General features: G+C 69.8%; 22 protein-coding genes and 1 pseudogene. 13 read left to right on the forward strand and 10 right to left on the reverse strand.

Features of this window, described 5'->3' with window-relative positions:
• Positions 1–200: pseudogene (locus CUT39_RS20735) on the reverse strand (MFS transporter); the annotation flags it as partial.
• Positions 201–219: 19 nt separating this feature from the next.
• Complete coding sequence (locus CUT39_RS09545; protein ID WP_100445906.1) at positions 220–1,422, reverse strand: acyl-CoA dehydrogenase family protein; 1,203 nt, start codon at positions 1,420–1,422, stop codon at positions 220–222.
• Positions 1,423–2,002: 580 nt separating this feature from the next.
• Between CUT39_RS09545 and CUT39_RS09550 the strand changes: the two genes are divergently transcribed.
• Genes CUT39_RS09550 through CUT39_RS09565 form a run of 4 tightly spaced genes read left to right on the forward strand, consistent with a single transcriptional unit; the run spans position 2,003 to position 6,477 of the window.
• Positions 2,003–2,476 carry a flavin reductase family protein gene (locus tag CUT39_RS09550; RefSeq protein WP_198587013.1) on the forward strand — a complete coding sequence of 158 codons (474 nt, stop codon included), beginning with the start codon at positions 2,003–2,005 and terminating at the stop codon, positions 2,474–2,476.
• Complete coding sequence (locus CUT39_RS09555) at positions 2,473–4,131, forward strand: AMP-binding protein (protein WP_100445910.1); 1,659 nt, start codon at positions 2,473–2,475, stop codon at positions 4,129–4,131. The genes CUT39_RS09550 and CUT39_RS09555 overlap by 4 nt, the downstream gene beginning before the upstream one ends.
• Positions 4,131–5,636, forward strand: coding sequence for an FAD/NAD(P)-binding protein (locus CUT39_RS09560; RefSeq protein WP_100445912.1), 1,506 nt, complete (start codon positions 4,131–4,133; stop codon positions 5,634–5,636). Before CUT39_RS09555 ends, CUT39_RS09560 begins: the two co-directional genes overlap by 1 nt.
• Positions 5,637–5,670: 34 nt before the next feature.
• On the forward strand, positions 5,671–6,477 hold the full coding sequence (locus CUT39_RS09565; protein WP_100445914.1) for a class II aldolase/adducin family protein: 807 nt from the start codon (positions 5,671–5,673) through the stop codon (positions 6,475–6,477).
• A gap of 13 nt (positions 6,478–6,490) precedes the next feature.
• Here the strand turns inward: CUT39_RS09565 and CUT39_RS09570 are convergent, their stop codons facing one another.
• Positions 6,491–6,814 carry a hypothetical protein gene (locus CUT39_RS09570; RefSeq protein WP_100445916.1) on the reverse strand — a complete coding sequence of 108 codons (324 nt, stop codon included), beginning with the start codon at positions 6,812–6,814 and terminating at the stop codon, positions 6,491–6,493.
• A gap of 153 nt (positions 6,815–6,967) precedes the next feature.
• On the opposite strand from CUT39_RS09570, the gene CUT39_RS09575 reads away from it, so the two are divergent.
• The 5 genes from CUT39_RS09575 to CUT39_RS09595 all read left to right on the forward strand — a co-directional run bounded on the left by CUT39_RS09575 (position 6,968) and on the right by CUT39_RS09595 (position 13,562).
• Positions 6,968–7,711 (forward strand): pyrimidine reductase family protein, encoded by a 744-nt coding sequence (locus CUT39_RS09575; RefSeq protein ID WP_232805682.1) that lies wholly within the window; start codon positions 6,968–6,970, stop codon positions 7,709–7,711.
• Positions 7,704–9,413 (forward strand): ATP-binding protein, encoded by a 1,710-nt coding sequence (locus CUT39_RS09580; protein WP_100445920.1) that lies wholly within the window; start codon positions 7,704–7,706, stop codon positions 9,411–9,413. The genes CUT39_RS09575 and CUT39_RS09580 overlap by 8 nt, the downstream gene beginning before the upstream one ends.
• 10 nt (positions 9,414–9,423) lie before the next feature.
• Positions 9,424–10,581, forward strand: a complete 1,158-nt coding sequence (locus CUT39_RS09585) for a metallophosphoesterase family protein (RefSeq protein WP_100445922.1) — start codon at positions 9,424–9,426, stop codon at positions 10,579–10,581.
• A complete protein-coding gene (locus CUT39_RS09590; RefSeq protein WP_100445924.1) occupies positions 10,581–13,013 on the forward strand; it encodes an AAA family ATPase in 2,433 nt (810 codons plus the stop codon). Before CUT39_RS09585 ends, CUT39_RS09590 begins: the two co-directional genes overlap by 1 nt.
• A 156-nt stretch (positions 13,014–13,169) precedes the next feature.
• Entirely contained in the window at positions 13,170–13,562 is a 393-nt protein-coding gene (locus tag CUT39_RS09595; protein WP_157930576.1) for a hypothetical protein, read from the forward strand.
• Here the strand turns inward: CUT39_RS09595 and CUT39_RS09600 are convergent.
• Together CUT39_RS09600 and CUT39_RS09605 are read right to left on the reverse strand one after the other, a co-directional pair.
• Positions 13,521–14,075, reverse strand: coding sequence for a DUF6036 family nucleotidyltransferase (locus tag CUT39_RS09600; RefSeq protein WP_100445928.1), 555 nt, complete (start codon positions 14,073–14,075; stop codon positions 13,521–13,523). The two genes, CUT39_RS09595 and CUT39_RS09600, sit on opposite strands and share 42 nt — an antisense overlap.
• On the reverse strand, positions 14,072–14,686 hold the full coding sequence (locus CUT39_RS09605; protein ID WP_100445930.1) for a helix-turn-helix domain-containing protein: 615 nt from the start codon (positions 14,684–14,686) through the stop codon (positions 14,072–14,074). The genes CUT39_RS09600 and CUT39_RS09605 overlap by 4 nt, the downstream gene beginning before the upstream one ends.
• A 194-nt stretch (positions 14,687–14,880) precedes the next feature.
• Here CUT39_RS09605 and CUT39_RS09610 point away from each other — a divergent pair, with 194 nt between their 5' ends.
• Together CUT39_RS09610 and CUT39_RS09615 are read left to right on the forward strand one after the other, a co-directional pair.
• Positions 14,881–15,786: a hypothetical protein gene (locus tag CUT39_RS09610; protein WP_100445932.1), complete on the forward strand. Its 906-nt coding sequence runs from the start codon at positions 14,881–14,883 to the stop codon at positions 15,784–15,786.
• Positions 15,787–15,932: 146 nt separating this feature from the next.
• The gene (locus CUT39_RS09615) at positions 15,933–17,012 is read left to right on the forward strand and encodes a GH12 family glycosyl hydrolase domain-containing protein (RefSeq protein WP_157930577.1); all 1,080 of its coding nucleotides are present in this window, start codon (positions 15,933–15,935) and stop codon (positions 17,010–17,012) included.
• Between the two features lie 65 nt (positions 17,013–17,077).
• On the opposite strand, the gene CUT39_RS09620 is transcribed toward CUT39_RS09615, so the two are convergent.
• Both CUT39_RS09620 and CUT39_RS09625 read right to left on the reverse strand, forming a co-directional pair.
• A complete protein-coding gene (locus CUT39_RS09620; RefSeq protein ID WP_157930578.1) occupies positions 17,078–17,953 on the reverse strand; it encodes a hypothetical protein in 876 nt (291 codons plus the stop codon).
• 93 nt (positions 17,954–18,046) lie between these two features.
• Entirely contained in the window at positions 18,047–18,781 is a 735-nt protein-coding gene (locus tag CUT39_RS09625) for an aggregation-promoting factor C-terminal-like domain-containing protein (RefSeq protein ID WP_198587014.1), read from the reverse strand.
• Positions 18,782–19,175: 394 nt separating this feature from the next.
• On the opposite strand from CUT39_RS09625, the gene CUT39_RS09630 reads away from it, so the two are divergent.
• On the forward strand, positions 19,176–20,003 hold the full coding sequence (locus CUT39_RS09630) for a Scr1 family TA system antitoxin-like transcriptional regulator (RefSeq protein ID WP_100445936.1): 828 nt from the start codon (positions 19,176–19,178) through the stop codon (positions 20,001–20,003).
• Positions 19,978–20,226, forward strand: coding sequence for a DUF397 domain-containing protein (locus tag CUT39_RS09635; protein ID WP_100445938.1), 249 nt, complete (start codon positions 19,978–19,980; stop codon positions 20,224–20,226). Before CUT39_RS09630 ends, CUT39_RS09635 begins: the two co-directional genes overlap by 26 nt.
• Before the next feature lie 70 nt (positions 20,227–20,296).
• Here the strand turns inward: CUT39_RS09635 and CUT39_RS09640 are convergent, their stop codons facing one another.
• From CUT39_RS09640 to CUT39_RS09650, 3 genes are all read right to left on the reverse strand, one after another.
• Entirely contained in the window at positions 20,297–21,481 is a 1,185-nt protein-coding gene (locus CUT39_RS09640; protein WP_100445941.1) for a hypothetical protein, read from the reverse strand.
• 204 nt (positions 21,482–21,685) lie between these two features.
• A complete protein-coding gene (locus CUT39_RS09645; RefSeq protein ID WP_100445943.1) occupies positions 21,686–22,693 on the reverse strand; it encodes an HAAS signaling domain-containing protein in 1,008 nt (335 codons plus the stop codon).
• Positions 22,690–23,022 carry a PadR family transcriptional regulator gene (locus tag CUT39_RS09650; protein WP_100445945.1) on the reverse strand — a complete coding sequence of 111 codons (333 nt, stop codon included), beginning with the start codon at positions 23,020–23,022 and terminating at the stop codon, positions 22,690–22,692. The genes CUT39_RS09645 and CUT39_RS09650 overlap by 4 nt, the downstream gene beginning before the upstream one ends.
• Between the last annotated feature and the right edge of the window lie 56 nt (positions 23,023–23,078).

The raw sequence follows: 23,078 nt of genomic DNA on the forward strand, positions 1-23,078 counted from the left end.
CTCATGCCGAGGTCGGCCTGGATGGGCGGCACGGCGATGCCGACCATGATGTTGTCGAGGGCGTCGAGCGAGAACGCCGCGCACACGACCAGGAGCATGAACCACACCTTGAATCCCCAGGTGGGTCTGCCTTCGGGCGCGGCGTCTCGGAGGTCGGCGATGTTCTCTGCGTGGCTGTCGGGCCGCTTGGTGGTGACCATGATGCTCTTTCTTGACGGTTCAGTCGACGATGCCGAGGATGTAGGGGAACTCCGGTTCGGCCCCCAGCAGGAAGGCCCCGGCGGACTGGATGATCGGGTCCTGGACGACGATGTGCTGGCACATCGTGGTGATGTCGCGCAGCCACCGGTCGACCGGGTTGGGGCGGTAGATGGCCGAGGAGGCCAGCAGGTCGTAGATCCGGGTGATGACCTCGCGGGCGGTCCGGAACGCGTAGAGGCGCAGCAGCGGGCCCTCGATGCGCTCGTGGTGCGTCAGCTCGGCGAACTCGCCGACCTGCTCGAGGCGCTCCCACTGGGTCCGGAGTTGGTTGTAGACCGCGTGCCGGACGGCGGCGTACTCCATCTCCATCTCGCCCAAGGCCTTCTGCATGCGGTAGGTGTCGGCCCAGCGCTGCCCGCTGATCGGGATGGTCTTGGAGAGGGCGAGGTCGCGGAAGTGGTCGAGCGCGGCCCGCATCATGCCCAGCGGTACACCGGGCATGTTGCGCACCACCGCGTCGGGGGCGCCGATGGGGCCGTCCGCGCTGCGGGGCGAGGAGAAGCTGAAGGTGCGCTCGGCGGGGACGAACAGGTCGTCGACGAGGTAGTCGCACGAGCCGGAGCCGGCCAGTCCGGTGGTGTCCCAGGTGTCGACGATCTCGACCTGGTCGGCGGGCATGTACATCAGCCGCCAGTGCTTGGGGCCTCCGGTGGGACCGGGCTCGGGTTCGCCGTCGCGGTGGACAAGTGCGCCTCCGACGACCCATTCCGCATGCGTGACACCGGATCCGAAGCGCCACCGGCCGGTGAGGCGGAAGCCGCCCTCGACGCGCTCGGCGCGGCCGGCCGGGAGGATGAGCCCGGCGGTGACCTGGTCCATGTCGGCGAACATCTCCCGGGCGGCGGACTCCTCGAGGTATCCGGAGTAGATGCCGCTGTCCATGCCGATCATGGCGCACCAGCCCGCGGAGGGGTCGCCGTAGGATAGCGCCTCCACGACCTCGGTCTGCTGGTATGAATCGAGTCCGGGGCCGTCCCAGGACGAGGGGAAGGCCATGCGGAAGACTCCGGTGTCCTTCAGCGCGGCGACTACGTCGTCCGGCAACCGGCGTCCCTGTTCGATCCTCTCCGACTGCTCTCGCAGCCACGGTGCGATCTTCCGCGACCGTTCGAGGATCTCGCCGGCGTCCTTCGGGGGTTCCGGATAGCTGGGAGGGGGCATGGTCGACTCCTTCGCGTACGTAATGGGAGCGGTGATCCGGGGAGGGATCCGCCGCAAACGCTAGTCGCGGGCCGTCCCGGCGGTTGTCGTGAATGCACACCGGTGATGGCTCATTTGCGAACGCGTCGGCCGTCCGGCCCTCCGCGCCGCGCCCCGTTGCCGCCGGCGGATCGGAGGACCGCTCTCGAGCCGCATGTGCATTCCTGACAATTGACAATAAATTGGGCAAATGACAGGGTTGCCGCTTACGTGCTTAATTCCCAATGAACCCTGTTCAAGGTCCCGCTTTCACAGGAATATCCAGTTTCCATTCAACCCGGCCGATCTCGCTGCGTTCGTGAATTCAATAATCCGCATTCGCGACTGTGCGTAACCGATCGGTCCCGAAAACTAGACTTCACAGTGCATCGCACACCCAATCGGCCCCGACTCATTCGACAACCCACATCGGATCTCGCGGCATCGCCGCGGAACGCGTCCTCGGGTCTGCGCTCGCCGAGGTATGGCGTTCACCCGACAACCCACACCTCGCACTTCTCATGAGAGGCACCGCATAATGCCGCCCGACCACCGTCGCGTCATGCGCCAATTCGTTACCGGAGTCTGCGTAGCATCCACCTATGTGGACCAAGACAGTGAACGCCGCCACGACGCGGTGACCGTCAACTCGGTCACCTCGCTCTCGCTGGATCCTCCGCTGATCGCTCTGTGCCTGAGGCACGAGTCCCGCTTCCTCGCCCGCATCCGCAGCAGCGCACGCTGGGCGGTCTCCATCCTCTCGGCCGACCACGAGTCGATCGCCGAGGCGTTCGCCCAGGACCAGGACAAGCGGGCCTGGGCGGTCAAGACCATGCTCGGGGAACCGGGTCCGGCCACCGGCGCGCTCATCGTCAAGGGCCCGGGGTGGATGGAATGCGAACTCGACCGGAGCATCGCCGTCGGCGACCACACCATGGTCATCGGCGAAGTCCGGTCCACCGGTGTCGGTGACGCCGACTCACCGCTCATCTTCCTCGAAGGCAGGTTTCGGAGTTTGGAGACCGTCCAGTCATGACCATTCACAATGCACCGAAACGCGGCGCCCACATCCCCGCACTCTCCTGGGGTGCGAACCTCCCGGCACCGGGCGCCGGCAATCTCGCCGAAGTAGCGCTCCGCGCGGCCGAGACCGGGACCGGCGGCATCGTGGTGATGCACGGCCCGGAGCACGAGACCGAACTGTCCTACGAGGAACTGGTCGCGTCCGCATCGCGGGTCCTCGGCGGCGCCCGCGCCGCCGGCGCCGCCCGCGGCGACAAGGTCGTGATCACCGCCGCGGACGCGCGCGAGCAGCTCACGGCGTTCTGGGCCTGCATGCTCGGAGGCATGATCCCGCTCCCGCTGGGGACCGGCGGCCGCGACCCGGCCGATCTCGACCACCTGTGGAGCCCGTCCGACCGAGTGTGGCTGATCGGACCGGAGACCGGCACCGAATCCCAGCACGCCCACCTCCTGGGAGCGGTCTCCGAACTCGCCTCGGCCGCACCCGACCACGTGTACACCCCGGGGACGTGGGACGACCTCGCCGTCCTCCTGCTCGCCCCGCCCGCGGGCGAACGCCCGCGGGCGGTGGCCCTCAGCCACGGCAACCTGGTGAGCCGCACCGTCGCCACCATCGGGGCCAACCGGCTCAGAACGGACGACCGCACCTTCAACTGGGGGCCCCTCGACCAGGCCGGCGGCCTGGTCATGTCGCACCTGCGCGACGTGTACCTGCGCTGCCTCCAGGTCCACGCCCCGGCCCGCTGGATCCTGGGCGACCCGCTGCGGTGGATCGAGCAGATGCACCGGCGCGGCACCACCGTCTCCTGGGCCCCGAACTTCGCGTTCGAACTGGTAAACGACTCCGCCAGCCGCATCAGCGACCGGCGGTGGGACCTGCGGGCGCTCCGCCGGGTGATGAACGGCGGCGAAGGACTCCGCCCCGAGGTCCTGCGGCGCTTCGCGCGCCTGCTGGAGCCGCACGGGCTCGGCGGCGACGTCATCGTCGCCGGCTGGGGCCGAGCGGAGACGGCCTCCACGGTCGTGGACTGGCGCCCGGACCTCGACCAGGCCCGCGCGCACCGGTTCGTCGCCGCCGGAGAGCCCTACGCCAGCGTCGGCGTCCGGATCGTCAACCACTTCGACGAGGTCCTGCCCGAGGGCGAGTCCGGCCTGCTCGAAGTCACCGGAGAGCCGGTGAGCGCCGGCTACTACGGCGACCCCGAGGCCACCAGGCGGTCCTACAGCACCGACGGGTGGCTCCGGACCGGAGAGATCGCCTTCCTCCACCGGGGACGGCTGACCGTGACCGGCCGCGACGGCGACATCGTCATCGTCGACGGCACGGCCCACGACGGCGGCGAGATCGAACGGGCCGTCGAGGCCGCCGCCCCGGTGGAGCCGGGCCACACCGTCGCCTGCGCGGTCGACGGCGCCGACGGACCGGGCCTGGCGGTCTTCTACATCCCCGAGGGGATCGGCGACGCCGCACTGGCCGAAAAGGAGATACGCGAGGCGGTCGCGCACAGCCACGGACTCCGCCTCGCGCACGCCGTTCGGCTGCGCCGGGCCGACTTCCCCGAGACCAGCCTGCCGAGGCTCAAGCGGATGCTGCTGGCGCAGCGATTCGAGGCCGGGGCCTTCGACCGCACCGATGCCGGTGCCGAACCCGCTGGAGCCGTTCACTGATGAAGATCGCCGTCATAGGAGCCGGCGCTTCAGCGGTGAGCCTGCTCGACGCGCTCGCGCAACGCTGGGAATCGCCGGCCGAGATCACCGTGTTCGAACCCGCGCCCGACCTGTGGCGCGGGCGCCCCTACCGGGACGACACTCCGGCGGTGCGGGTCAACGCCCCGCCGGTCGAGATGTCGGTCCGCGACGGGGACCCGGCGCACTTCGAGCGATGGCTGGACCGGCACTTCGGAGGGGAGCGCGACTGCGCGCCCGATCCCTTCTCCGGTGACCGGTTCGTCCCCCGCTCCCGGTTCGGATCGTATCTGGACTCCTCGGCCGCTTCGGCGATCGCGCGCCTGGAGGCCGCGAACTCCGAGGTGACGATCCACCGCAGCACCGTGACCGGCCTGCTGCGCACCACCCACCAGGTCGTGGCCAGGGACAGCGCGGGGCGCTTCCAGCCCTTCGACGCCTGCGTCATGTGCGTCGGCGTGGCCTCCCCGGCCGACCACTACGGCCTCTCCGGCCAGGAGGGGTTCGTCCCCGACCCGTACCCGGCCGCGGCGAAGCTGTCCCGCATCGACCCGAGCCACGACGTGGCGGTGCTCGGCAGCGGCCTGACCGCCGTCGACGCGGTCCTGTCGCTCGTCCACCGCGGACACCGGGGGCGGATCGCGCTGGTGTCCCGGCAGGGCGTGCTGCCGGCCGTGCGCCAGAGCCGGGTCGAGCACCGGCTCCGGCACTTCACCGTGCCGCGCCTGCGCGAACTCGCCCGGCGAGGCCGGATGCGGCTGGAGGCCCTGACCGACCTGATGCGGACCGAGCTGGCCGCCGCCGGCCACGGCACCGCCGCGATCGAACGGGAATTCGGGCGGTTCGGCTCCGAGTCGGCCGCCGACCGGCTCCGCCGCCATCTGGCGGCCGTGGACGACTCCGACATCGGCATGCGGGTCCTCCAGCAGGCCGTGCCCGAGACCGGGCCCGACGTGTGGCCGGCGCTGCCGGCCGGGGAGCGGGACCTGGTGCTGCGCGACTACTACCGGCACCTGATGAGCCTGTGCTGCCCCATGCCGCCGTCGAGCGCCTCCATCCTGCTGAGACTCATGGAGTACGGACAGCTCGAGGTGCTCTCGGGCCTGGCGGGCGTCCGGCCGGAGCGGCGCGGGTTCACCGTGGCCGCCTCCGGTTCGCTGCGCCGGTTCGACACCGTGGTCAACGGCGTCGGCGCCTCGGCCAGCCGGGTCCCGCCCCGGGCCGCGACGCTGGTGGATTCGCTGCTGCGGTCCGGTGCGGCGCAGCGGCACCCGCACGGCGGGCTCGCCATCGACCCGGCCACCAGCCGGGTGGTGAGCGTGCGCGGTCCCGATCCGCGCCTGTACGCGCTGGGCGACCTGGCCGCCGGGACCCTGTTCTTCACCTTCGGCATTCCGTCGCTCGTCGACCGCGCCCGCGACATCGTGGGGGCGCTCGAACGCGAGCGTGCCGCCGCCGACCGGCGGCGCGCCGTCCACGCCATGTAACGCGAAACCCTTCCCCGAGCGTTGAGGAGACGCAATGAATCACCAACCCTCCACCGCGAACTACCTGGCCGACACCGAGACCGGCCTGCCACTGCCGAAGCCGCCCGTGTTCGAGTCGGTCGAGGACGAGCGGCGCCACCGCAAGCAGCGGCTCGCCGCGGCGATGCGCCTGTTCGGAAAGTTCGGCTACTCCGAGGGGATCTCGGGCCACCTTTCGGTGCGCGACCCCGAATACCCCGACCGGTTCTGGGTCAACCCGTTCGGCCAGGCCTTCGAGCGCATCCGCGTGGCCGACCTGGTCTGCGTCGACCCCGACGGCCGGGTGGTCGACGGCGACGGCCTGGTGAACCCCAGTGCGTTCGTGATCCACTACCACATTCACGACCAGCGGCCGGACGCGGTGGCGGTGGCGCACGGGCACACCGTGTACGCGCGGGCGCTCGGCGCCCTGGGGCGGCTGCTCGAGCCGCTCGACCAGGAGTCGGCGGCGTTCTGGAACGACCAGGTCCTGTTCGCCGAGTACGAGGGGCCGGCGGTGGACTTCGACATGGGGCGCCGGATCGCCGAGTGCCTCGAGGACAACCGCTCCATCCTGCTGGCCCACCACGGCCTGATCACCGTGGGCGGTTCCATCGACGAGGCCGCGCACTGGTTCTTCACCTATGAGCAGGCCGCCCGGGTCCAGCTCGCGGCGGCGTCGGCCGGGGAGGTCCGCCCGCTGGACGACAAGCAGGCGCGCCTCGCCCGCGACGGCTTCGGCAACGCCCACCTGGGCTGGTTCAGTTTCCAGCTCCTCTGGGACCAGATCATCGCCGAGCAGCCCGACCTGCTGGAGGAGTGAGCCGGACCGGCCGCTAACGGTCGCCCGACGGCTCGTCGCACCATCGGAACCACGCTTCGCCGTCTTTGATGTGCAGCAGGAAGTCCGATACCGGGCCGTCGGGCGCGACCAGGGTCAGGGTCTCGACTATCCGGTCGTAGACCTCTTCCCAGCCCTCCTGCGCGCCGTCGTCGTGGTGCAGCAATTCGAGGCTGCGGTCGAACAGCGGCTTGACCTCGGCAAAGCCGGGCCTGGGGACGAAGCGCCCCATCAGCCAGGGGAATTCGCCGTCGTTGACGTGTATTTCGCCGAGCACCTCCGAGCCGCGCCGCAGCTCCCAGACGCCGTCGAACGCCATATGTGTTCTCCAGTTCCAACTAGCCTCGGGTCCGATTTTGGGGGATGGCCGCCTCCCGGGCCGCAGAGGGCTTGTCCCCCGGAGGGCGAATTTCGACCAGGTGTTCGCGAGCCGATGCGGCGCCGTGTCGGCTCGGTGGGTTAGGTTGTGGCCGTGCCTGAAGTGTTGTACCGGCGGCTGGACGAACTCAGTGACGCCGAGGTGTACGAGGCGTACGAGCCTCCCGAACCGGACTGGCTGCGCGTCAACTTCGTCGCCAGCGCCGACGGGGCGGCGACCCTGGGCGGCCTGTCCGGGCCGCTGTCGGGAGCCGCCGACAAGCGGGTGTTCAAGGCGCTCCGGGCCCGCTGCGACGTGCTGGTCGCCGGGTCGGGGACGGTGCTGGCCGAACGCTACCGGGAGCTGCGGCTGAGTCGCGAGCGGGTTCGCTGGCGGCTCGAGCGGGGGCTGCCGGAGGTGCCGGTGATGGCGGTGCTCTCGCGGTCGGCCGGGCTGGACCCGGACGCACCGCTGTTCACCGAGGCGCCGCGGCGTCCGATCGTGATCTGCTCGGGGGCCTCCTCGGAGGACCAGATGGCCTCGCTGAGGGAGGTCGCCGATGTCATCGCGGTCGGTGCCGGGGCGATCGACTACCGGGCCGCACTGGCGGCGCTGCGGGAGCGCGGGCTGCGGCAGGTGCTGTGCGAGGGCGGCCCGACGGTGCTGGGCCACCTGATCGCCGAGGACATGGTCGATGAGTTGGACGTGACGGTGTCGCCGATGCTGGTGGGCGCCGGCCCGATCCGGATCGCCGAGGGGCCGGCCTCGGAGGCGGCCCGGCGGATGCGGCTGCACCACGTCTTCGAAGCCGAGGGCAACCTGATCCTGCGGTATCTGCGAGGATCGAGCAATGACTGATGCGGTCGGCCGCGTGCTCGGCACCGAGGACGCCACTCCCCTGTCGTTCTGGGTCGGCGTCGGCACGGAGGCGTACGCCCAGCTCGACGACGTGCTCACCACCGAGCGGGAGGTCCCGGGGGTGGGGACGGTCCGCATCTCGGGGGTGGTGACGTCGGTCAGGTCGCGCCACGAGGGCGCGCAGTTCGACTCCGACGTGTTCGACATCGCCGGCGGGCTGCTGCCGGCGCAGGTGCAGGAAGCCGCCGAGGTCACCGTCACCCGGGTGGAGCCGGAGGTTTTCGTGCCGCCGACTCCCGGCGCGGCGGTCGAGCGCGCCACCGGCGCCGAGCGCGACCGGGCACTGTACTTCGACGGCATGGAACGCCAAGTGCCCCTTGGTATCTCTCGGGACGGCCAGCCGGTGTTCCTGAACGCCGACTTCCTCGACGGGACCCGCGGGGCGCACGTGTCGATCTCGGGGATCAGCGGCGTGGCCACGAAGACGTCGTTCGCGACCTGGATGCTGTACTCGCTGCTGCACTCGGGCGCGATGGGCGCGGAGGCGGCCAACACCAAGGCGCTGATCTTCAACGTCAAGGGCGAGGATCTGCTGCTGCTCGACCACGACAACACCCGGATCGACGACGAGATCCGGGAGTCCTACCGGCGCTTGGGGATGGCGCCGGGGGCGTTCAAGTCGGTCGAGGTGCTGGCGCCGCCGCGGGAGGGCGACGGCAACGGCGTCCCGGACGTGGCGTGCCGGTCGACCGGCGTCGACGCGTTCTACTGGACGCTGGCCGAGTTCTGCCGGGACGGATTGCTGCCGTTCGTGTTCGCCGACGCCGACGACGACCGCCAGCAGTACACGATGGTGGTCCACCAGGTCGCGGCGCGGCTGCGGAAGGAGGCCCGGCCGAAGGACAACGGCGCGGTCGCGCTCGACGGGCAACTGCTGACCACCTACCGGGACCTGATCGACCTCGTCTGCGACCGCCTGTCCGATGAGGAGACCCGCGTCGACTGGGCCGGCTCGGCGATCGGCCTGGGCACGGTGAACGCGTTCATCCGGCGGCTCATCGCCTCCGGCCGCGACATCGGGCGCCTGGTGCGCGGGGACCTGCCCCCGCGCGGCCGCACGGTCGCCTCCGACGCGCAGGCGACCGTGGTCGACCTGCACAACCTGCCCGACCGGGCGCAGCGGTTCGTGGTCGGGGTGGTCCTGCGCACCGAGTTCGACCGCAAGGAGAAGGCCGGGACGGCCCGGCCGCTCCAGTTCGTGGTGCTCGACGAGCTGAACAAGTACGCCCCGCGCGAGGGCACCAGCCCCATCAAGGACATCCTGCTCGAGATCGCCGAGCGCGGCCGTTCGCTGGGGGTGATCCTCATCGGCGCCCAGCAGACCGCCAGCGAGGTCGAGCGGCGCATCGCCTCCAACTCGGCGGTGCGCGTGGTCGGCCGCCTCGACGCGGCCGAGGCCGGTCGGCCGGAGTACGGCTTCCTCACCCAGGCCCAGCGGCAGCGGGTGCTGATGGCCAAGCCGGGCACCATGTTCGTCGGCCAGCCGGAGCTGCCGGTCCCGCTGGTGGTGAACTTCCCGTTCCCGGCGTGGGCGACCCGCCCGGCCGAGGCCGGTTCGGCACCGGCCTCCTCGGCCCGGTCGGTGACGGCCGCGGCCGACCCGTTCGAGCTGGCCGACGACGATGACGACATCCCGTTCTAGGAGCTGAGCCTTGCGGATTCTGCACACCTCCGACTGGCACGTCGGGGTCGCCCTGAAGGGCCGCTCCCGGCTCGACGAGCAGCGCGCGGTCTTCGGCGAGATCGTCGGGATCGCCCGAGACGAGCAGCCCGACCTGGTGATCGTGGCCGGGGACCTCTACGACACCGCCTCCCCCTCGAGCGCGGCGCAGAAACTGCTGTACACGACCCTGTCGGCCCTGCGCGCCACCGGTGCCGAGGTGGTGGCCGTGGCCGGCAACCACGACAACGGCCCGGGCCTGGAGGCGCTGCGCGAATGGGCGGCGGCCGCCGGCATCCACCTGCGCGGCCGCATCGGCAAGGCCCCCGACCACCTCGTATCCGGCGAGACCGCCGACGGCGAGCGGTGGAAGCTGGCGGCGCTGCCGTTCGTCAGCCAGCGCTACGCCGTCCGCGCCGCCGAGCTGTTCGAGCTGGGCGCCGCCGATACCGAATCGGCCTACGCCGACCACCTGCGGCGCATGGTCGCTGCGCTGTCGCAGAACTTCACCGCCGACGCGGTGAACCTGTTCTGCGGGCACCTGACGGTCGTCGGCGGGAAGGTCGGCGGCGGCGAGCGCGAAGTCCACACCGTGGCCGACTACGCGGTCCCGGCCGCGATCTTCCCGGCCTCCACGAGCTATGCCGCCCTGGGGCACCTGCACCGGGCCCAGAAGATCGAAGGGCCCTGCCCGATCCGCTACTCCGGGGGGCCGCTCGCGGTCGACTTCGGCGAGGAGGACCACACGCCGTCGGTCACGATGGTGGAGGTCACCGCCGACACGCCCGCGCGGGACCGCCGGGTGCCGCTGGCCGAGGCGGTGCCGCTCCGGACCGTCCGCGGCACGCTCGCCGAGCTCCGGCAGGCCGAGGTGGACGAGCGGGCGTGGCTGCGGGTGTTCGTGACCGAGCCGGCGCGGGCGGGACTGCGCGGCGAGGTCGCCGAGCTGTTCCCGAACGCGGTCCAGATCCACATCGACCCGGGCAGGGGCCCGGACGACCCGAGGCCGCGCCGGCGGCGGACCGGGCGGAGCGCGGGCGAGCTGTTCGACGCCTACCTGGCCGAGATCGGCTACGAGGACCGGGACGTGGCGGGGCTCTTCGCGGAGCTGTACGAGCAGACCCAGACCGTCGGCTCCGAGGAGGCCTGATGCGCCCGATCCGATTGGACATGCACGGCTTCGGCGCCTACACCGAGCCCTCGACGCTCGACTTCACCGGCGTGGACTTCTTCGCGCTGACCGGCCCGACCGGCGCCGGCAAGTCCACCGTGCTCGACGCCGTGTGCTTCGCGCTGTACGGGCGCACGCCGCGCTGGCGGGTCAACTCCACCCAGAACGCGATCGCGCCCTCGGCCGTGGAGGGCCGGGTGCGGCTGGTGTTCGCCGCCGCCGGGACGCACTACGTCGCCACGCGGGTGCTGCGCCGGGACAAGAACGGCAAGGTCAAGACCTCCGGCGCCGCGCTGGAGCAGTTGCCGGCGGGGGTGGACCCGGCCGACGACACCGAGCTGGTCGAGGGCCTGGGCAAGGCGCTGGCCGGGAGCTCCAGCGAGGTGAGCGCGGCGGCCGAGCGGGTGGTCGGGCTGCCGTTCGAGCAGTTCACCAAGTGCGTGCTGCTCCCCCAGGGCGAGTTCGCCGAGTTCCTGCACGCTTCGGCCGCCGACCGCCGCAAGATCCTGGAGAACCTCCTGGGGCACAGCGTCTACCGTCGGGTCCAGCAGCTCGCGGGCGCCAAGCGCGACGCGGCCGCGACCGCGCGCCGGACCCTCGAAGCGCAGTTGGCGAAGGTCCCGCAGGTGTCCGATGAGGAGCTCGCGGCGGCCGAGCGGCGGGTGGAGGGGCTGGAGAAGCTCACCGAGCCGGTGCGCGACAAGGCCGGCGCGCTCGACGGTCTCGACGGCGCCGCCGAGGCCGCCCGGCGCCGCCTGAGCGAGGCCGAGGCGAACCTGGCCTCCCTGACCTACATCAAGCGGCCCGCCGGGATCGACGACCTCGCCGCCCGGCTGGCCGAGGCGACCGCCAAGGCCGCCGAGAAGGCCACCGAGGTCGAGACCACCGAGGCCGAGGACGAGCGCCTCCGCGCCGAGCTCGACGGCCTCGACTCCGGTCTGATCGAGCGGCGGCTGGCCGCCTGGGAGGAGCTGGCCGAGACCGAATCGGGGCTGAAGACCGGCCGCGAGCTGACCGACGAGCTGCGCCTCCAGTACGACGAGGCCAAGGAGCTCGAGGGCGCGGCGGCCGAGGAGATCGAGGTCTGGCACGCGGCCGTCCACAGGGCCCGGATGGCCGACCTGGCCGGGACGCTGCGCGCCGAGCTGGCCGTCGGCGAGGAGTGCCCGGTCTGCGACCGCCCGGTCGAGGCCGTCCCCGACCGCGACCTGTCCACGGCCCTCGAAGAGTCCCAGCAGGCCTCGTCCCGGGCCACCGCCGAGTACAAGGACGCTCAGAGCGCGGTCGCGAGCCTGTCGGCCAAGCTCGAGTCCTATGAAGAGCGCCTGACCGATCTGGAGCTGAAGCGCCGCCGCCTGGTCAAGAAGCTCGAAGGCGCCCCCGGACCCGAGGCGCTGCGCGCCGAGCGGGACTCCGCCGCCGAGGCCAAGCAGCACCTCAGCGGCACCGCCGCCGCCCTGAAGGCCGCCCGCCGCGCGCTCCGCGAGGCCGAGAAGCGCCGCACCGCCGCCGAGGAGCGGCAGCAGCGGGCCTGGCGCGAATTCGCCCACGCCCGCGACCAGGTCGCGGCTCTCGGTCCGCCCCCGGGCGGCGACGACCTGGGCGATAGCTGGCAGCGGCTGACCGACTGGGCGCAGGAGTCCCTGGACCAGGCCGCCGCCGAACGCGAAGCGGTCCGCGAAGAGCTGCGCGGCCACGACGGTCGCGCGGGCACGCTGCGCGCCGAGCTGATGGCGGCCTTGGGCGAGTTCGACGTGGACGCGCCGCGGACCGGCTCCGGCGGCGACTACGTCGCCGCCCACGCCGCCGCGGTCGAATCGGCGCGCGCGACCTCGTCGAGCATGCGCGAGGCCCGCAGCCGCCGCGTGGAGATCGAATCGGAGACCCGCAGGTTCGCCCACGAAGCCGAGGTCGCCAAGGACCTCGCCCGGCACCTGGAGGCGCGCCGGTTCATGGAGTGGCTGCTGAGCGAGGCGCTCGACGAGCTGGTGGACGGCGCGACGGTGATGCTCCACCGGATCACCGGCGGCCAGTACGACCTGATCTACCGCGATCAGGACTTCTGGGTCGTCGACCACCACGACGCCGACCTGGCCCGGCCCGCCCGGGGCCTGTCCGGCGGGGAGACGTTCGCGGCCTCCCTGTCGCTGGCGCTGGCCCTGTCCGACCAGTTGGCGGGCATGGCCGGGCACGGGGCGTGCCTGGAGTCGATCATCCTCGACGAGGGCTTCGGCACCCTCGACCCCGAGACCCTCGACGCGGTCGCCACCACCCTGGAGGCGCTGACGGTCTCCTCCCAGCGGACGGTCGGCCTGGTCACCCACGTCCCCGACCTGGCCGAGCGGGTCCCGGTCCGCTTCCGCATCACCAAGGACACCAAAGGCTCCCACGTCGAGCGGACCATGGAGTAGGCCCGGCCGGGCACCGCCCCGGCGGCGAACCGACTGGAGGAATCCACGAAAATCCCCCGGATCCGGCGCCCGCGGCCGTTCCCCGGTAGTAAGGGGTCCACAAATCGCGCCGGATTCGTCCCGTTCGCAACTTGACGGGCGGTCGACACTGGACGCATGACCGTACCTTCCCCTGATTCGCCTCGGCAATGGTCGAGCCCGCCGCACGGCCGACCGCCGCGCAACCCCGACCCGGACCCCGACCGCCTCCTCTACCGAGCGATCGGGATCGTCAGCGCAACGGTCCTGTGGATGCTCTGCACGGCGGCCCTGCTCGCATCCGCCGTCGGCGCGGGTTTGTGCTCGATGGCGGGCGCGACCTGCACCGAAGAGGATACCCGCCAATTCGACCTGTTCTCGACGTTGTGGGTGGTCTCGCTGCTGGGCGGACCGTTCCTCATCGCCGTCCTGGCCTTCGCCCTCCGGTTCGGCAAGACCGGCGCCGCGTACGTGCTCGTCGGCGTCGCCCTAGCGGTGGCGGTGCTCGCCGATTCGGCGGCCTCGGCGTAAGGCCAGCAACTCCCGCACCAGGAACTCGGTCTTCGCCGTCAGCAAATGCGGAGGGTATGCCTCCTCCAAGGATTCGAGCGCCTCGTCGACCGAACCGAACCCGGCCATCCGATACAGGGTCAGCAGGTCCTCGGCGTCCCGATCGGCCCTGGCAGCGACCGCCTTCATTGCGAACAGATAGCGCGGCGAGGCCACCCGGACCGAGATCCCCGGTTCATCGAGGAGCACCGTCGCATTCGGATCGGCCCCCGGCAGGAACCCCTTGACCGCATCGTTCAGCCAGTCCTCCGGCAGCCCTCGGCGCTCGCCCACCTTGCGAGCGGCGTCGTAGACCACCTGCTTAGGCTCGAAAATCGCATCGAGGTCCCTGGTAAGACGCCGGGTGCTGTACGCCAGGGCCATCGCCGCGCCGCCGACGAGGAAGATCTCGGCGCGCTCGCCGTCCTGATCGAGGGCCTCACCGAGCTCGGTCAGCAGCTCGATAATGTCCTCACGGCTCAGCAGTTCGTTCATACGCTCTCCAGCGAAGTTCGATCGATCAGCACACCTCTCGCTGCAAGCTCGGGCGGGGAGGAAGCGAACGCCAGAACGGCCAGGCCGGGCGAAGGGCGTTCTATGATGTCCTCGATCACGAACCAGGATCTGCGGAGGAACCGACCCGGAGCGCTCGCCCAGCCGGGCACCGGTAGCCCGACTCCACGGCTCACGTACTCGGCGATACCGGCCAGCATCGCGTCCCAGCGTTTGTCCCCGGTGCTTTCGGGCTCGATCCGGACTGCTCGCCGGACTGCGGCCGCATCCGCTCGCCTGATGTCGTCGACGAACTGGACTACCTGCCTGAAGGCCTCGGCGGAGTCGTGCTCGGCCAAGGATCTCCGAATCTGTGCCGCCGTGAACTCCAGCGACGACATCCGGCTGTGCTCGCTGCGAACGCCGAGCTTGACACCGACCACGTCTGCGAAGCGCTCGAGCGTACTGAGGCGGGGATCGGAGGCGCCGGATTCAAGGCGCGCGATCGCCGATTGCGTGGTGCCGATCCGGGCGGCTACCTCGCTCTGCGATAGCCCGCTCCTGACCCTCGCCGCCCGAAGCCGCTCCACTGCCGTCGATCTTGCCGCTTGCATGGATCGATTATATCGTATTCGCTATACGGCGTTCGCCGCTCCGCGGTCACTCGGCTTGACGCACTGCCTCCAAGATCGGCTACAGGCCTTCACCTCAAGGTGCGCCCGCTGGGGCGCTCGGGGCGCCGACCTGGCCGACCCTCTGGGACCGATCATCTAGGCTGGGACCGACCCGCCCGGAAAGCAGGTGCGCCTTGCAGATCACCGTCGACGCCTGGGACCCGTCCTTCGCCGACAACTCCGAATCGCCGTCCCGGTCCGACTCCGCGACCGTCGACGCCGGGGTCGAGATCCCGGCCGAGCGGTGGGCCCCGGTCGACGCCCCGAGCACCGGCCCGCGGAGAGTCCTCCTGGTCGACGGCGTGCGCCGCATCGACGCGCGGGTGGAATTGACCGACCAGGACGGACGCTGGCCGGGCCTGTGCGTGTCCTGGGCGGCCGGAGCGGTCGCCTGCGACCTCGACGGCAGGGCCTCGGCGGTGACCGAGGCGGCCGTCGAGCGCGGCCTGTTCGCGCCGGTCGACCCCGAGACCGACTTCGGCGGCTACACCCACCACAAGACCGAGGCCGCCGACGCGGGCGAGCTCATCAACGCCAGCCAGACGGCCATGACCCAACTCGAGGCGAAGGTCGCCGCCTCGGTGGCCACGCACGCCGAGCTGTCGGTCCTCGACGGGACCCTGCGCGGCCGGACCCGGCTGCCGAACTCGGTCGGCTACGTCAAAAGCCACCACCGCACCTACCTCCAAGGCACGCTCAACGGCGTGGTGGAGCGGCTCCGGCCCGGGCAGCGGACCCCCGTGTTCCACCTGCTGACGACCTGGCCCCGCTACTCGTGGTACCTGCGCCTGCCGGGCACCCGCTCGCGCGGCTGGGCCGGCGTGGCGCGCCTGGAGGCCGCCGACGGGCTCAGCGAGGAGGCTGCGGTCGCGCTGGCCGACGCCACGGCGTCGGCCCTGCCGCCGCTGGGGTCGGCCGCGCACAAGGACGCCCGGGCCCCGCAGAACCTCACCCCCATCGCCGGGCTGGAGCGGCGCCTGAAGCGGATGCTCGGCGACGCCCGGCTGCTGCTGCGGTCGGTCCGGTCGGCCGCGTACTGACCCGCCTCCGGCGCCGGCCGGTGCCCTCGGCCGGTGGACAGGCGCACCGCGACTTAGTAAAGTGAGGTATATAAATATATTCACTGCGGCAGCGACGGCACGCACCCGGCATCCGCGCGCTGCCGCCCCGAACACGAGGGCAGACCATGAAGCAACGATGGAAGTTCGCCATCGTCGGGGCGTTCTCGGCCCTGGCGCTGGCGCTCGCGGCGAGCCCGATGGGCTTCAGCGCCTCCGCCGACCACAGCTCCCCCACCTGGCAGTCGAGCGACCAGTGGGGCAACACGGAGTACGGCGACTACACGGTCTACAACAACATCTGGGGCTCCGGCGCGGGATCCCAGACGATTTCGGCGGTCGACCAGTCCCACTGGTGGGTCGACGCCGACCACCCGGACACCGGCGGCATCAAGAGCTACCCGAACGCGTCATACACGCTCGGGCAGCAGATCACCCAGATGCCCCAGGTGACCAGCAGCGTCACCTGGGAAGGCCCGGCGGCTACCGGCGGCGTGGCCTACAACGCCGCCTACGACGTGTGGGGCAACGGCCATGAACACGAGATCATGATCTGGCTCGCCTCGGTGGGTCCGGTCGGTCCGCTCGGCAGCTACGAGACCACCGTCGACGTCGGCGGCCACACCTTCGACTACTACCGGGGCAACAACGGCTCCAACGAGGTCTACAGCTTCATCCGGACCTCGAACACCAACTCGGCGACGGTCGACATCACCGGGATCTCGCGGTGGCTGTACGACACCGGCCGCATCCCCGACGTGCGGATCGACCAGATCCAGTTCGGATACGAGATCACCTCCTCGGCCGGCGGGCACCGGTTCAGCACCGAGAGCTACTCGCTGGACATCGGCGGCAGCCAGCCGACCGACCCGCCCTCCGAGCCCGACGACCCGACCACGACGCCCGGAGGCGGAGGCGACGGCGACTGCGCGGCCAGCATCGAGTCGGTCAACGACTGGGGCTCGGCCTGGCAGGGCAGCGTCACGATCCACGCCGGCGACCAGGCCGTCGACGGCTGGGACCTGAGCTGGAACTGGCCCGGCGGACAGGAGGTGAGCAGCGCCTGGAACGTGGACTGGTCGCAGTCGGGATCGGCGTTCACCGCCTCGGACGTCGGCTGGAACGCCCGGATCGAAGCGAACTCGAGCCAGGAGGTCTTCGGCTTCGTCGCCTCAGGTCCGGCGGTGGACCTGGAGATCGGCTGCTGAGCCGCTAGCGCGAGCGCGGGCGTCGGACCGCCGGTTGATCGGCGGTCCGACGCCCGCGGCGCTGGCTAAGAGCTCTCGAAGATCTCCTCCGCGTGCGAAGCTCTGAATGCGCTCACCCTCCACTGGTGCAGCCGCTCCAGGTCGGTGCATTCTGCGACCGTGCTCCGCTGTTCCGGCGTTAGGTCGAGCCCACGAGCATCGCAGATCTCGATCAGCACCTCACGGAATACGTGTAGACGTTCCTCCGCTCGGAGCTCGTCGGTCCAGGCGCTGTGGTACGGCCGAGTCTGGGTCTTCATGCGGTCCTCCAAGAGTTTCAACACATCCCTGTTGACTACGGCGTAGAGCATGTTCACGCAGTCCTTCGCGGCCCCGGTCTCAATGGTACCGAGAACCTGGTCAACAGTGTCGATAGCAGGCTCAGGATCTTCCGGGTCCGGGTTGAGCATCAACCCGAGCATTACTCGTTCCGGTGTGGCTCCGGGATCGTTCGGGTCGGTGATCGGCCGCAGGTCCGATGGACTGACCGTCAGCGGGGTCAGCCACCAGCGGCGGTTGATACGTACACCCTCCCGGAACTTTCTGGCGACCTGGTCGCTACCGCACACCATCAGGAGCTCTACCTCGCATTCGGCGTGATCCTCGAAGGCCCGGGCGACGTACCCCAGCAGCCTGCGGTTCTTATCCTCGCTCCACTTGTTCTGGACCTCGGTGATGACCACCAGCCGGTCGACCTCGCTGAACTCCAGCGTCAGCGCGGTCACTGCATCGGCCCGTCGCTCGGTGGTCGCCTTGGAACCGAGCGCGTTCGTGCTGCGCTCTGCGCCGGTGATGGACAGGTCTCCGTAGTCACGGCGGTCGGCGATGCCGAGCAGTTCCGCCGCGAATCTCGGGTTCGTTTGAATCAGGTTGACGATGTTCTCGTGCGGATCATCCGCCATGAACACCTCCAGGGGAATCGGATCACTCGTTCCAGCGACTAACGACCGATGCCCCCGGAGGTTCCGGGAATGTCCGATAGACGACAGTTCCAGCTAGTACCAGTTATTGGCCTCGGAATGCTGCCAAGCACCGCACGGGGTCCCGTAGCGGCCGGAGATGTAGTCCAGGCCCCAGGCGATCTGGGTGGCCGGGTTGGTCTGCCAGTCATCGCCGTGGGAGGCCATCTTGTCGCCCGGAAGCGACTGCGGGATGCCGTAGGCACCGGAGCTCGGATTCATGGCGGTCTCGTTCCAGTTCGACTCGCGTTCCCAGAGGGACTCGAGGCAGGAGAACTGGTCGAGGCCCCAGCCGACCTCGAGGGTCATGGTGCATCCGATGGCCCGATTGCCCGAGTACGACGAGCAGTCCGAGGCGATGTCCACCGGAGCGGAACCGGAGTCAGAGCCGGAGTCGGAATCGGAACTTGAGCCGGACTCCTCCGCCGGCGCCTCCTCTTCTTCCTCCTCCTCGGGGACCTCGGCGGCCTCGGGCTTGGAGACGCTGTTCAGCGACTCGCCGTCCTTGACCGGGATGATGCTCTCCATGACGGGGACGTTCCGCCACTGGGGTTCGGCCTCGACTCCGGACTCGACGATCTCGGAGGCAAGGATTTCCTTCTCGCTGCGATCGTCGACCTGGGTGATGGCCGCCCCGGCGGTGGTCGCCGTGCTGGCGCCGATGACGACGGCGGCCAGCGAGGCGAACGTGCGGTTGCGGAAAACGCGGCTCTTCCGGCGGAGGAAGCCGGGAGCTGCGTGCTTAGCGTGGGTCAGCTTTGTCGTAAGCACCCGCGTAAGGCTAAAGACGTCTGATAACGCAGCCCTGTCTGTGAGTGATCGAACAAATACGGCACTCCCGAGCGTGCTCCCGAAACACTCGACCGCCCGGTTCATCCGATAGCAGCTCTATCGCGTGCTCTGGTCCCCGTGCCCGAGCCTCGGTCCCGAATCGTCGGCCATTCGGATGATTCAAACCTCCTGAGCAGCCAGTTCTTTTTCTATAGACGTCTACAGAGGGCAATCTCACACTCCAGGAAAACCGCCTTCACGACCCGGTTTCAGTCATTTGACCGAAAGATTTAAGGCAACCGATGGTGCGCAGAATCTTGCGCAGTGTGGCGGCTATCCAGACGAACGGGGGCGTGGGAACCTAAACCTCCCACCACGTGCGACGGAGGTATACATGCCCGCTCCTTCGAAACTCACCCGCTGGCAGGTCGGCATCTACATCCACGACCACCGGACCGAGCTGGGCTTCTCGCAGACCGAACTCGCCGTTCGGCTCGGGGTGAGCGGAGCGACCATCTCCAACTGGGAGCGGGGCGCGTCGATGCCGAGCGCCGGAGAGGTCTGGGGCCTCGCCCGCCACCTGAAGATCCCCGACGAGATCGCCGAGTTCATGGAGACCATCGCCCGGGAGGGCAGCAGCCCGAACATGGAGGCCCACCCGAGGTACAACGCGCTGGGGCTGGCGAAGGCCGAACTTCACTACAACTCGATCTGGAAATGGGAGCCGCTGATCCTGCCCGGCATCGTGCAGACACGCCACTACAACTCGCTGGTGGTGCAGCAAGCGGAGGGAACCACCGATGAGCAAGCGCAGTTCGGCTGGAACTTCAAGCAGCAGCGTCAGAACGCGATCATGTTGAGGCCCACCGAGTACCGAATGACCGTCATCATCGGCGACAGCGCCGTCAGGCACCTCACGGCGATGCCGGAACGTGAGCGCCGGGAACAGGTCGACTACCTCCGAGAATGCAACTCGCGCCCCGGCTGGGAAATCCGGATCATGAATCAGCACAGTGACCTCGGCGGACCCTTCGAAGTTTATGTTTCCAGCCAGAGCACTACCGCTGGTCCGCCATTCGTCTATGTCCAGATCCATGACCTCAGTTGGTGCATCGAGGAGCGCGACCGCGTCAAGGGGTACCATGATCGAGTCAAAACGAACTGGCCGCGCGCAACGGAACTTGAGGTGTACCTCGATGCAGAACGTGACCTCCTGGCGTAAGAGCACCCGCAGCGGCAGCGACGGCAATTCGAGCTGCGTCGAGCTCCGCCGCTCCTGGCGCAAGAGCTCCCGCAGCGGCACGGACGGGAATACCAACTGCGTCGAGATCGCCCCTTGCGCCGAAGCGGGCTTCCACCTCCGCGACTCCAAGCTCGGCGACACCTCCCCCATCCTCGACCTCGCCGAGACCGACCTCGAAGCCCTCCTCACCGCCACCCGCTAGCGACGTTCAAGCGGGCGTCGAAACGGACGACCTGCAGACTTCCCTTCTCCGGCCGTCCGATCCGATGAGGTCAGTAGACGCCCGCGTAGGTGGTGAACGAGATGCGCGCGTGGATGTCCGCCCGGTCGCCGTTGAAGTCGTAGCAGCGCACCGCCACCTCCTCATCGCTGCCGTCCTCGTACCAGTACCCCACTACGCAGTGGCCGTCCGGCCAGGAGTAGGGATCTGCGTTGTTGACCGGATTGACCAGGGCATGTCCTCCGCTGGTGGCCAGGTCGGTGAACGCGATCCGGTACAGACCGGTGCCGTCGTACGAGCCCTGAGTCCCTCCCCAAGGGACGGTCGAGACGTACGAGTCGCCGCTGATGGAGCCGCCGGAGATGGTGTCGGTGTACAGGGTGCCGCTACCGAACCGGCTGGTCGTGTGCCCGAGCAGGCCGACCTCCAGGCCGTAGGTGACGGTGAACTTGGAATCGATCGGCGAACCGTCGTGGTCGACGCAGCGCACCTCCCAGCCGTCGGGCCAGGCGATCTGGCAGTGGGTCGCGGCCGAGTTGTAGGCGGTCACGTGGACCATCGGGAACGCCCGCGAGTCCGGGTTGTCGGGCATGTCGAAGCGGTACCGACCGGTTTCCAACCGCTCGTATGAGATCGGGCCGCCCTGGGAGTCGTACTGGTAGTCGTGGGACAGGGTGCGCTCGCCGTCCGGCGCGTCCCGGTCGGTCCAGAAGTACGCGAACCGGCCTTCGCCGTGGTAGGTGGCGCTGGTGTAGTTGGCCACGAATCGAGCGTCGACCGGTTCGCCGTCGGGTCCGAAGCAGCGGACACCCACATTCAGGTCGTCCACGCCGATGAACAGACCCGGACCCCAGTAGGCCACGGTGCACATGGCGTTGGTCCACGACCCGTAGGCCGATACGTGCACGACCCCGGAGGTCTCGGTGGGGATCGACGCCACGCCTTCGAAGGTCACGGTGTAGACGCCGGTGCCGGAACGGGTCACCTTCACGTCCCCGGCCGGGTTGTAGGAGTAGAGGGAGTGCGGCTCGTAGTCGTCGGTCGAGGACCGGTTGGCCCACACGTAGGCGCTGAGGTGGTCGGAGGTGTGGTTGACCGGCTCGAGGTCGACCTGCTCCGAGGACTCGTCGGACTGGGCGACGGCGGGGCCGGCGGACCGGTCGACCCCGAACAGGCCGACGAGCAGGGCCAGCGCGGCCAGCGCCGCGCCAAGCCGGGACAGATGGGACGTGGGCATGGTGAGCTCCTCTCCGTGGGCCTCCCGCCGGTCCGCCCACGCGTGATGTTCGGTTCCAGGGGGCCGCGGACCGGCTCGGCCGTGCCCGCAGGCGGTGACGTCCGGCTTCAATGGGCAATGAGGACGCCTCGCACCCTCCTACTATGCACTATAGTCGTCGGCGACCACATGCGGGAGCACCCCAGGGCGTCCAGGACGACGCGCCTACGTGGCCTCAGCAGACGGTTCGGCCTCCGGGGTCTCGGTCGGCTCCAGCGTCGGCCCCGCATCGGGTTCGATCTCTGAGGGTTGCTCATCCGGCAGGCACAGCGGGTACTGGTAGCCGTATTCCGGGTGGTGTTCGCGCTGCTCCTCGAACTCCGGGCTCCCCGACTCCTCCTCGAACGGGTCGTCGGGCGGCATCGGGCAGCTTTCAGGGTCGCCGAGCAGCACCGGGTTCCCGTTCTGGTCGAACAGGTACACGCCCCGAAGCAGCTCGCCGTTCTCGGAGTAGACGTAGACGTCCCGCACCTCCCCGTGCAGGTCGGCCGCGCGCGGACGGTGCTCCTCGTAGAAGACCGGTCCGACCTCCGGGCCGCGAAGCAGGTGGTTCGGGAAGTTCGCCAGCGCGATCGCCACCAGTGCCGCTCCGGCGGCCCCGGTCAGCAGTCGGCCCCGGCGGCTCCACCGCTGCGAGCGGACGCCCAGGCGGAGCGAGAGCCAGACGAGCGGCAGGGCGATCAGCCCGATCGTCGGCAGCAGGACGAACGGATTGTTCATGATCGGCATCGTCCCCTCGCGGGCGGTGATGAGGAAGTAGGCGACCAGCATCCCCGCGATGATCCCGCGCAGCACCCACCATCCGGGCTTGAGCTCCCGGCGGAGCTGCCCGGCCCGGCCTGCTCCCGCGCTTCGGGTGAACCGGTCGGCCGCCACCTGCATCCAGGTGATCGGCGAGACCGCCAGGCCCCACACGCCCCGGATGAGGCGCTCAGCCAGCGGCTGCCGCTCGACGCCCGCGGCCTCGCGCAGCTCCCGCGCATACGTCTCGGGGCTGCCGAGCAGTTCGTTCAGGGTCATGCCGGGTTCCATGTCCGCGGCGACCTCGGCCAGGTGCTCTTCCAGGCCGCTCAGGAGGTCTTCGCGGAGACCCGCGGGGAGGTCGGAGAGGTGGCGTTCGACCGCGAGGCGGTATTCGGCGATCCCAGCGGTCCCTTGAGGAGTGTCGGTCATGCTTGCCCCTTCTCGGCGTCGAACAGTCGCCGCATCTTGTCGCTCACGTCCTCCCACGCCTCGCGCATCTCGGCCAGGTACTTGCGGCCGGGCTCGGTCAGGGCGTACCACTTGCGGTGCGGCCCGGAGTCGCTCGGCTGGAGGTAGGTGGACAGGTAGCCGGCCCGGTAGAGCCTGCGCAGCGTCCCGTACACCGACGCGTCGCCCAGCTCGTCGAAACCGGCCGCCCGGAGGCGACGCAGGATCTCGTAGCCGTAGCCGTCCTCGGTCTCCAAGACCCGCAGGACGATGATGTCGAGCAGGCCCTTGAGCAGTTGCGATCGCTCCACGCCTAGCACGGTACCATGCTATGCACAGTAGTGGACACGAGGCCGCCTCCCGAAAG

Source organism: Glycomyces xiaoerkulensis, from assembly GCF_002798405.1.
GTDB classification, from domain to species: domain Bacteria; phylum Actinomycetota; class Actinomycetes; order Mycobacteriales; family Micromonosporaceae; genus Glycomyces; species Glycomyces xiaoerkulensis.